At 72.9% G+C, this 10,858-nt stretch carries 4 protein-coding genes; 2 read left to right on the forward strand and 2 right to left on the reverse strand.

Features of this window, described 5'->3' with window-relative positions; all coding sequences use genetic code 11:
- The first annotated feature begins 63 nt into the window (after positions 1-63).
- Both MT347_RS12710 and MT347_RS12715 read left to right on the forward strand, forming a co-directional pair.
- On the forward strand, positions 64-1,710 hold the full coding sequence (locus tag MT347_RS12710; protein WP_243501553.1) for an ABC transporter ATP-binding protein: 1,647 nt from the start codon (positions 64-66) through the stop codon (positions 1,708-1,710).
- Positions 1,707-3,452 carry an ABC transporter ATP-binding protein gene (locus tag MT347_RS12715; protein WP_243501554.1) on the forward strand — a complete coding sequence of 582 codons (1,746 nt, stop codon included), beginning with the start codon at positions 1,707-1,709 and terminating at the stop codon, positions 3,450-3,452. Before MT347_RS12710 ends, MT347_RS12715 begins: the two co-directional genes overlap by 4 nt.
- Positions 3,453-3,474: 22 nt before the next feature.
- Here the strand turns inward: MT347_RS12715 and MT347_RS12720 are convergent, their stop codons facing one another.
- Positions 3,475-4,410: a methionyl-tRNA formyltransferase gene (locus MT347_RS12720; RefSeq protein ID WP_243501555.1), complete on the reverse strand. Its 936-nt coding sequence runs from the start codon at positions 4,408-4,410 to the stop codon at positions 3,475-3,477.
- Between the two features lie 11 nt (positions 4,411-4,421).
- The gene (locus tag MT347_RS12725; RefSeq protein WP_243501556.1) at positions 4,422-10,718 is read right to left on the reverse strand and encodes a non-ribosomal peptide synthetase; all 6,297 of its coding nucleotides are present in this window, start codon (positions 10,716-10,718) and stop codon (positions 4,422-4,424) included.
- Between the last annotated feature and the right edge of the window lie 140 nt (positions 10,719-10,858).

The raw sequence follows: 10,858 nt of genomic DNA on the forward strand, positions 1-10,858 counted from the left end.
CGACATCATCTGTCCGGCTCTTGTCTTGCCGTCGTAAGTAAGGTCAGCCTAAGCTAAGATATCGTGCCCCCTCGTCCTTTCGGGTCCCGACCCACCCCCCGTCGCGGGCGTGTGCTCCTGGCATCCCTCGGTTTCTCTCTGCATCAGGCATGTGAGGCTCTCGTGCCCATCGTGGTCGGCATCACGATCGACATCGCGATCGCACCGTCCGACCCGTGGATGCTGGCGCTCGCCCTCGTCTGCCTCGCCGCGGTGTTCGTGGTGCTGCGATTCATGTGGCGGATGGGAGAGCTCGCCGCCGTCGCCGCGTTCGTCGAGCGCGTGTACGCGCGTCGCCGCACCCTGGTGAGCCGGTTGCTCGCTCCTCGCAGCGGCTACGACGGGACGGGCGCCGAGGCGTTGTCGACGATCGGCTCCGATACCGACGAGGAGGCCACCGTCGTCTGGACGATCTCCCGCGGCATCGCCTCGGGTGCCGCAGCGGTCACCGCCGCCATCGCGCTGCTGCTGATCTCTCCGCTGCTGGCGGTGCTCGTGCTGGTCGGTACGCCCGTGCTCATGCTCGTGATGCACGTCGTCACGCGCCCACTGGAGCGGCGCAGTGCGGGGGAGCAGGCGGCGCTGGCCGAGACATCGGCGCTCGTCGGCGACCTGTTGTCGGGGCTGCGCACGGTGAAAGGGCTGTCGGCCGAAGACGAGGCGATCCGCCGCTTCCGCGCGATGAACATGCGCGCGATGTCGGCGGCGCTGCGCGCCGCGAACGCCGAGGGAGCCTTCGCCGGCGTGAGCGCCTTCATCTCGGGGGCGTTCGTCGTGCTGCTGGCCGCTCTCGCGTCGGGCTCGGTGCTGTCGGGCGAGATCACACCCGGACAGTTGGTGATCGTCATCGGCCTCGCGCAGTTCCTGCAGACCCCGATCGCGGGGCTCGGCTTCGTCGGAGCGGAGCTCGCTCGCGCCCGCGCGTCGCGGCGCCGTGTCGACGCGCTGCTGTCAGCCCCGTCGGACGAGGGAGAGCACCTGCCGGCGGGCCCCGGGCGAGTGCGGGTGCGGGGGCTCGCGCTGCCGTCGGGCACGGTGCTCGACCTGGACGTCCGCGCCGGCGAGCTGGTGGGGCTGACGCTCGATGAAGCCGATGCCACCGCGGTGCTGGCGCAGTTCGCCGGCACGGGGGATGCCGGTACCGCGACGCTCTCGATCGATGGAGCCGTCCTGAGCGGACCGCCCGCGGCCGGGCACCCGCCCACGGTCCTCGCCGCGCCGCACGAGATCGCGCTGTTCACCGGCGATGTCGCCGCGAACGTGCGGCCGGCGAGCGCGCCGGATGGTGCGGGCGCCGAGGCCGGCACGGGGGAGGACGCGGATCTCCACGCGGTAGCGGAGGCTGCGGCTCTTCACGATGTGCTGTCGATCGACGGCTGGACGCGTCACGTGGGCGAGCGGGGGCGCCTCCTGTCGGGCGGCCAGCGTCAGCGGGTGGGCCTCGCCCGCGCGCTGGCCGCGGATGCTCCGGTGCTGGTGCTACGCGAACCGGCGATCTCGGTCGACGCCGTCACCCAGGCCCGGCTGGCCGACGGCATCCGTCGTCACCGCCGCGACCGCACCACACTGCTGCTGACAGCGAGCCCCGCTCTGCTGTCTGTCTGTGATCGTGTGGTCGCGGCATCCGTGGTCCCTCCCCTGTCTACGTCCGATCGAGGAGTCCGGTCGTGAGCCAACCGCTGCCGGTCGCGGGTGCCGCCGATACCCGCCGAGTACTGGGCCGCCTCGTCCGCCGCCACGCCGGCGGGTTCTCGATCGCCGTCATCGCGCTGGCGCTGGCCGCCGCGGCGACCGTCGCCACTCCGCTGCTGCTGGGCGAGGTCGTCGATGCCGTGACGGGCGCGCCCGCCGCGCGTACGCGGCTCGTGCCACTGGTGATCGCGCTCGGCGCGTTGGCGCTGGCGGTCGGGCTTCTCGCGGCGTGGTCGCGTATCGCGGTGGCCCGCGTCGGTGAACGCATGCTCACGCGCCTGCGCGGTGAGGTGTTCGAGCATGTGCTCGCTCTGCCCACGCGGCGGGTGGAGGCCGCCGGGCGCGGCGAGGTGATCTCCCGCGTGACCGGCGACGTCGCCATCGTCGGTGAGACGGTGGCGTCGGTGCTCCCCGGGGCGGCGTCGGCGGCGTTCCTCATCACGATGTCGGCGGCAGGACTCGGGGTCATCGACCCGCGCCTCACCCTGGCGGCGCTCCTCGCGGTGCCGGTGCAGGTGATCGCGGTGCGCGCCTACCTCCGCCGCTCGCAGCCCCTCTATCGCGCGGCGCGCGCGGCGTCGGGAGCACGCTCCCAGCTGACCCTGGAAGCGCTGGAGGGCCGATCGACGGTGATCGCGTTCGGCATCGGTCCGGAGCGGGAGAGCCTCATCGACGAGCAGGCGTGCCGGGAAGCGGAACGGGAGGTGGAGGCTGCCCGCGTGGGCACCCGGTTCTGGGGGCGCCTCAACATGGCCGAGTTCGTCGGACTCGGCGCCATCCTCGCCGTCGGCTGGGTGATCGTGGCAACGGGCATCGGAACGGTGGGCGCGGCCACGGCGGCGGCGCTGGTGTTCATGCAGCTTTTCGGGCCGATCGGCACGGTGCTGGCGAGCTTCGACGAGTTGCAGCGGGCGGGCGCGAGCCTCGGGCGGCTCGTCGGGGTGCTCGAGGAGCCGACCGCCCCGCCCCGCCCCGCGGCATCCGTCTCCCCCGGCGGGCAGGCCGGCACAGCCACGTCAGCCGTGACGCTCCACGAGGCCGCCTTCGCCTACGGCGATCGGGAGGTGCTGACGGATGTCACGCTGCAGGTGCCGGTGGGCGGTCACGTCGCCATCGTCGGGGCGAGCGGCGCGGGCAAGACCACGCTCGCAGCTCTCGTCGCGGGAGAGCTGCATCCCACCCGCGGACACCTCTCTTTCGCGGTCGAGCAGCCCCGCGTGGGCCTGGTCAGCCAGGAGAATCACGTCTTCTCGGGCACCCTGCGTGCCGATCTCGCGCTGGCGGCGCCCGAGGCGACCGAGGCGGAGATGCGGCACGCGCTCACGTCGGCCGGCGCCGCCTGGGCGCTCGCGCTGGCTGACGGTCTCGATACCGTCGTCGGAGCAGGTGGCCTCCCCCTCACCGACGCGCAGCGGCAGCAGGTCGCTCTCGCCCGTATCGCGCTGCACGATCCCGACGTGCTCATCCTCGACGAGGCCGCTTCCGAGGCGGGATCGCTCGACGCGCTGAGCTCAGCCGCCGCCCACCTCGCCGCGCGCTACACGACGATCACCATCGCGCACAGGCTCGACCAGGCGGCATCCGCCGATCTGATCGTGATGATGGATGCCGGCCGCATCGTCGAGCGCGGGTCGCACGCCGAACTGCTCGCCGCGGGCGGCGCCTACCGCCGTCTCTGGGACAGCTGGAGCCCGGTCGACGAGCCGGACGCCGCCCGGTAGCCGCCGCGTCGCTTCGCGGCTGTCAGTCGAGGTACGCGCCGGAGTCGCCGATCAACGCCCGGGCGGAGACCTCGGTCCCGTCGTCGAGGCGCAGAGTGCGAAGGAGCACGGCGCGGTTGCGGCCCCGCCAAGCGTCGGGGCCGGCCACGACCGCGACGCCATCGCCCTCCTCGACCGTCACACGCCCGGGCGTACCGCCGTACCGGCCCGACGAGACGGATGCCTCGATCACTCGCACGCGCTGCCCGCGGAAGTGCGTGAAGGCGTTGGGGTAGGGGTCGGACTGCGCGCGCACGAGGCGTTCGATGGCATCGGCGGGCCACGTCCAGTCGATGCGGCTGTCGCGCTCGGTGCGCTTGTGGAAGTAGCTGGCGTTCGCCGGGTTCTGCGCGACGGGGACCGCCTCGCCGCGCTCGAGCAGATCGAGAGCGTGCACCACGAGGGGCTCGATGACGTCCACGGTGCGGTGGAAGAGATCGACGGTGCGGTCGGTCGGGCCGACGGCGATGGACTGTTGGGCGATGATCGGTCCGGTATCCAGTCGCTCGTCCATGAGGTGGGCCGTCACCCCGACATGCGTTTCGCCGTTGATGAGAGCCCAGATGAGCGGCGAGAACCCCGCGTACGCGGGCAGCAGGGAGTCGTGGATGTTGAGGGTGCCCCGTCGTGGGCGGTCGTAGACCTCGGGCGGCAGCAGGGTGCGCCAGTTGTTCGCCACGATGATGTCGGGGTCGAGGTCGTCGATGAGGGCGATCAGCGCGGCATCCGGGCGCTTGGTCACGTGCACCGGAATGCCGGCGCCACGTGCCAGGTCTTCGACCGAGTCGGCCCACATCTGCTCGTAGGCGCTGTTGCCGACCGGGTGGGTGACGGCCAGCACCACCTCGTGGGACGAATCCATGATCGCGCGCAGGGTGCGATGACCCCACGTCTGGAATCCGAAGACGACGACTCGCATCTGATTGCTCCTCAGCTCTGCGCCCTGGCGGCGGGGGTTCGGGCGCCGATCTCGTCGGCCCAGTACTCGATCAGACGCTCCGGGTCGTCGGAGCCGCGCACGTGCAGTTCGGTGCCGGCGGGGGTGATCGCGTAGCGCGCCACGACGCGGTACAGCGACTCGAAGCCCTCGGCGACGGTCGGGTCGGGCGTGCGTCCGTAGATGCGCATGATCAGCACGCTGGCCGTCCCCGAACGCCGCAGCTTCTTGCGGGCGGTCGTGTGCGCATAGCGCCACAGGTCGTGCCAGGGGTCGTATGCCGGTGACGGCATGGAGTGATCGGCGGCGCGACGCGGCGCGACCCCGGTCAGCGCGCCCGGCGTCTGCTCGGAGTCCGGGCCCAGGTGCGCGCGCAGGTCGACCTCGACGTCGACGACGGTGTCGGCGCCCTCCGCGCGCGCGATCGCGGCGAGGAACGCCGCCTCGAGGGCGGCCGGTGCGGGAGCCGGGCCGGCGAGGATGCGGGTCGCGAGGGCAGGGGCGGATGCCGCGCCTCCCGCCTCCGCGCCGGCGCGCGTTCGCGCACCCGCGGACAACGCCAGGACCTGATCGAGCCCCTCGGACAGGGCCGCCTCGGAGGCGGGGGAGTGCGCGGCATCCGTCAGCAGGCCGGTCGTCTCGCCCGCCGGAGGTGCCGAAGCGAACGTCGGCGTCGCACCGTGTCGGAGCACCTCGCCGAGATACGTGGTGATGCGGTGCAGGCTGCGGCGGTCGGCCACCAGGCCATGCGCGGCGACGAGCAGGTGCGCACCCTGCTGCGAGGTCGCTACGGCGACCTGCAGCGCGCGGCCCGCGGTGACGACATCGACGCGTGCGACGGCGTCGCGGCGCAGGCGGGCGATCACCTCGTCGGCGGACAGGGGGGAGCAGTCGTCGACGGTCACCGCGGCATCGGCGTGCGCGGGGGTGTGCGCGTCGATGTCTGTCGTCCAGAGCAGGCGATGCGTGGGCGTGACGCGCTGGCGCAGACCGTCGACCGCGTGGAGCAGCGCGTCGACGGCCGCCCGCACGCTGGCGGCATCCGGCAGTCGGTCGAGTTCGACGACCTCGGTGTAGACGCAGGTTTCGAGCGGCATCCCCGACAGGCGCAGCCGTTGCTGCACGATCGATGGCGTGACCGCGATGGCCGCGGGCGTGGTGGGCGCGGCGGATGCTTCGGCGCCCGGTATCCGCAGCTCGCGGCCCGCGGCGAGGCGGGCGGGCGTGCGCAGGGCGAACACGTCGTGGATCGTCAGCTCGAGCCCGCGCTGACGAGCCTGGCGCACGACCTGGATGGAGAGGATCGAGTCGCCGCCGAGTCGGAAGAAGTCGTCGTCGACTCCTAGGGGCGCACCGGCGTCGAGGTGCAGCACCTCGCGGAACACCGCTGCCACCGCGAGCTCTCCGTCGGACTCGGGCGCGCGTCCGCGGGCACCGCCACCGGCCGACAGGTCGGGCACCGGCAGCGCCCGGCGGTCGAGTTTGCCGTTCGCCGTCACCGGGAGTGCGTCGAGCCGGACGATCGCCGACGGCACCATGTACTCGGGCAGTAGGGCGCTCGCGTGAGCGCGCACCGCGTCTTCGAGCACGGCGTCGTCGTCGGCATCCGCCACCACGTACGCGGCGAGGAGGACGCCGCCGGACGGGTGGGGCACCGCCAGCACGGCGGCGTCGGAGACCGACGGATGCTGGGCGACGGCGCTGCGCACCTCGCCGAGCTCGACCCGCATTCCGCGGATCTTGAGCTGGTCGTCGGCGCGGCCGAGGTAGTCGAGACGGCCGTCGGAGTCGGCGCGCACGAGGTCGCCGGTGCGGTACAAACGGTCACCGTTGCGACCGAGCGGGTCGGCGACGAAACGCTCGGCGGTGAGGGCGGCGCGGCCGATGTAGCCGCCGGCGAGTTGGACACCGCCGACGTAGAGCTCGCCGACCACGCCCGGCGCGACCGGTCGCAGCCAGGCGTCGAGCACTCGCGCGACCGTGTTCGGCACCGGAGCCCCGATGAGCACGCGGTCGATCGTGCCGTCGGGTGACGCGCCCTTCGGCCCCGTGATGACGTCCTCGACCGTGGCGTCGCCGGTGATCTCGGTCGAGCCGTAGAAGTTGTGCAGCGCTGCGCCGGGGGCGGCCTGCACGATCGCGCGCGCGGTCTGCGGGGGGAGCGCCTCGCCCGAGGTCACCCATACCCGCAGCGAGTGCAGCGCAGTCGGGGCGTCCGCGACACCCGCGATCGCCTCGGCGAGGCCCGGCACCGTGAGCAGATGCGTCACGCCGTGCCGGTGCACGGTGGCCGCCAGCGCGTCGGGGTCTCGGGCGGTGCGGTCGGGCACCACCACGACCCGGGCACCAGCGGTGAGCGGGCCGAGGAGCTCGGTCGCGGCATCCACGAAGCCCAGTCCGCTCTTGGCGAGGGCGACCGATGTCTCGTCGAGCCCGAGGCGCGACGCGCCCCAGGTGAGACGGCTCGCGAGCGCGCGGTGCGACAGCGCCACCCCCTTGGGCCGGCCGGTCGTGCCCGAGGTGAAGATGACGCACGCCGTGTCGTCGGCGGCGAGCGGGCGGTCGAGCGCGGGCGGGGTGGGGATGCCGAGCCGCAGCGCCGCGCGGACGGCGGGCTCGTCGATGCGCAGGACCCCAGAACCATGAGAACCGCTCGCGCCGGCGAGGCCACGGTCGGCCGCGAGTCGCTCGCCGAGCGAGGCGGCATCGGTCACCACGAGCGCGGGAGCGGCGTCGTCGAGGATGGCGGCGACGCGTGCGGGGGGATAGTCGGGGTCGATCGGCACGTACGCGGCCCCCGCGCGCAGGATGCCCGCGAGCACGATGACGAGCTCGGTCGAGCGCGGCAGCACGACGGCCACCCGGTCGCCGACCGAGACGCCAGCGGCGTGCAGCAGCGCGGCGAACGCGTTCACCTGGGCGTCGAGGTCGGCGGCGGAGGTCTGCGCGCCCGTCTCGTCGTCGATCACTGCGACAGATGCGGGGGATGCCGCGGCGCGCGCCCGCAGGAGCCCGTCGAGGGTCGCGGAGCGCTGCGGACGTTCGCCCGCCGCAACCGCCGCGCCGGTGGCGACCGCGCCCGCCTCGGCCGCCGGCATCCAGGCCGCTGCGAGCACCATCACGGCCAGTGACGTCGTGCCCTCGACGATCAGCCCGATGATGCGCAGGTACGTCTCGGCGAGGCGATCGGCCAGCGCGTCGTCGATGTGGCCGCGGTCGTTGGTGACGGCGACCGACACCTTCTCGTGCAGGGTCACCAGGGCGGTCAGGCGGTAGTGCGGAGCCTGGAGGTACTCGATCTCGCCGAGCCGCAGTCCGCCGGCGTCGACGGTCTCGGCGGGGCGCTGCAGGTTCTCGATCGAGAACAGCGAGTCGAACAGCTCGCGCACCCCGAGTGCGGCGTGCACGTCGGCCAGGGGGAGGTGCGGGTGGTCGAGCACCGCAGCCTCACCCTCGGCGAAACGAGTCACCACGTCGTCGAGGGTGTCGCGCGCCGACCACCGCACGCGGGTGGTGACGGTGTTGAGCAGCATCCCGACGATCCGCTCGATGCCCTCGACGTCTTCGCCGCGGCCGGCGGCGGTGGACCCGAACACGACGTCGGTGCCCGCGATGACGGCACCGAGCGTGAGGCCCCACGCCGCCGTGAGCACGGCGCCCTCGCTCACCGAACGGGCGCGAGCGTAGGTGCGCAGTGCCGTGCGCTGCGCGTCGTTCAGCGCGCGGCGCCGGCGGCCGAACCCGTCGCCCGGAGAGGCGAAGGCGGCGGGCGGCAGATGGTCGGCCAGCAGCAGCGGCGCTTCGACTCCGTCGAGATACGTCTTCCACGCGGACAGTTCGCGCGGGCGGTCGCGGCCGTGCGTCCACCAGCGCAGGAAGGCGTCGGACTGCGGGGCGGGCTGGGCGAAGGCCTCGCCGCGGTAGGCGGTGAGGATGTCGTCCCAGATCAGCGCGACAGACCAGCCGTCGGCGATCAGGTGGTGCACCGTCTGCACGAGGCGATGGCGCTCGGGGCCGAGCGAGACGAGCGTGTACCGCATGAGCGGCGGGCGGGCGAGGTCGAAGCCACGGTCGCGCTCCTCGCGCGCAATGCGGGAGACGAACGCGTCGGGGTCGTCTCCCGCGACGAGCAGAGTGCGGAACGCGGGGGCGTCCGCCGCGTCGATCGCCGAGACGAGCCGCCCCGACCGGGTGACGTGGAAGCCGGCCGCCAGGGCGTCATGGCGCTCGATCACCGCGTGCGTCGCACGCCGTAGACGGTCGGCGTCGAGCGGGCCGTCGAGGTCGACCACCTGCTGCACGATGTACGGGTCGTGCCCGCCCTCGGGCACCGAGAGCGAGAGGAAGAGGATGCCGGCTTGCACCGCCGTGAGCGGCAGGACACGGCGCAGCCCGGGCGACGCGGCCGCGAGATCGGCCGCGTCGGTCTGGTCGAGGTCGATCAGTGCGATCTCGAGGCCGGGCGCCGGGGCGGGGGGAGCCGCCGCGATCGCGACCGCCAGCTGCCGGGGGGTGCGGGCGGTGGCGACGTCTTTCGCGCGTGCGGCGTACCCCGCCGCGCGGAGGGCGAGCACGAGCCGCACGGCGACGATGCTGTCGCCGCCGAGGGCGAAGAAGTCGTCGTCGACGGCGATGTCGGCGACCCCGAGCACCTGAGCGAACGCCGCGCACACGGCGGTTTCGTCGGCGGAACGCGGGCCGGCGTCCGAGGCCGTGGGCGGTGCGGCGTGCGGGTCGGGCAGGGCGCGCCGGTCGACCTTGCCGTTGGCGGTCAGCGGCAGGTGCTCGAGCGCGATCAGCGTGGCCGGCACCATGTAGTCCGGAAGGTGGATGCCGCACCAGGCGCGCAGCTCGTCGACGTCGATCGTCCGGCCGGCCATCGCCGTCACGTACCCGGCGAGGGCGTCGGCCCCCGACCGCGCGCGTACCTGGGTGACGACCGCGCGGGCCACCGACGGGTGCTGCGAGACCTGGGCCTCGATCTCCTCCAGCTCGACGCGGCGACCGCCGATCTTCACCTGGTTGTCGGCGCGGCCGAGGAATTCCAGCATCCCGTCGTCGGTCCACCGGGCGAGGTCGCCGGTGCGGTACATGCGGGAGCCGGAGGGGTCGAACGGGTTGGCGACGAACGCGGATGCGGTGAGGGTGGGGCTGCCGACGTACCCGCGGCCGAGGAGGAAGCCCGCGGCGTACAGTTCGCCGCCGACGCCCGGCGCGGTCGGAGTGAGCGTGTCGTCGAGCACGTACAGCTGCGTGTGCGGGTTCGGCCGACCGATCGAGGTGGCGATGCGCTCGGCGGTGTCGCGGTAGATGACGTGCGAGACGCCGATCGTCGCCTCGGCCGGGCCGTAGCCGTGGTACAGGGTCGTCGTGAGCTGTCGGCGGAACCGGTCGAACAGCGCGGGAGTGAGCACCTCGCCGCCGCACCAGATGTGGGTCACGTCGCCGAGCGCCGATGCGCCGCGCGCGGCCCGCTCGAGGTCGAGGGCGAGCATCGCGTCGAGCATCGACGAGACGAGATAGAGGAAGGTGACGTGCTCAGCGGCGATGAGGTCGAGCAGGTAGTCGGGGTCTTTCTCACTGCCCGGAGCCGCGAGCACCACCCGGCCGCCCGAGATCAGCGGCAGGAGGATCTCGTTGATCGAGATGTCGAAGGCCAAGGGCGCCTTGAAGAGCGACGCATCGCCGGCCCCGAAGCCGAGCACCACATCGCGCTGCCAGAGCAGGCGTTCGCAGATCGCCTCGTGGCGGATCATGGCGCCCTTGGGTGTGCCGGTCGAGCCCGAGGTGAAGATCACGTATGCCAGCTGCGACCCGGAGATCGTCGGGCGCGGCGGCTCGGCGGGGCGGTCGCCGAAACCCCAGTCGTCGAGGTCGACCACGAGCGCGGTGGCGGGCGCGGTCATCGGCCCGTCCGGTGCGACGAGACAGACCCGCACCGCGGCATCCGTCACTACCGATTCGCGGCGCGACGCGGGCCAGGCCGGATCGACGGGCACGAAGGCGCCGCCGGCCATCACGACCGCGAGTACCCCGACGACCATCTCGGCCGAGCGGAGAAGGCAGATGCCGACGATGTCTTCGGTGCCGATGCCGGCGTCGCGGAGGTGGTGCGCGAGCTGGGCCGCCTTGAGCGACAGCTCGCGATACGTCAGTCGGCGGCCGCCGTCGACGAGGGCGATCGCGTCGGGATGCGCGTGCACCGACCGCTGGAAGAGTTCCGGAATCGTCGCCGTCGCCGCCGGGTCGGAACGGTCGTTCCACCGCTCGTGCAGCGCAGCGCCATTCACGTCATGTGCTCCCAAAATTAGCTTAGCCAAACCTATCCTGATCTACTGTGGTGATCGTCGGGGGCGGTGTCAAGCGGAGCGTGAGCGCACGATGAACGCCGATCGGCGACTTGGCTTCCGTGGGAAAGTTTTATTAGCCT

It is taken from the genome of Microbacterium sp. VKM Ac-2923 (assembly GCF_022815605.1).
Taxonomy (GTDB): Bacteria; Actinomycetota; Actinomycetes; order Actinomycetales; family Microbacteriaceae; genus Microbacterium.

What these genes read in the sequence shown, in the direction of transcription:
- MT347_RS12720 (WP_243501555.1), bottom strand. Translation starts at nt 4,410, where the DNA reads ATGCGAGTCGTCGTCTTCGGATTCCAGACGTGGGGTCATCGCACCCTG.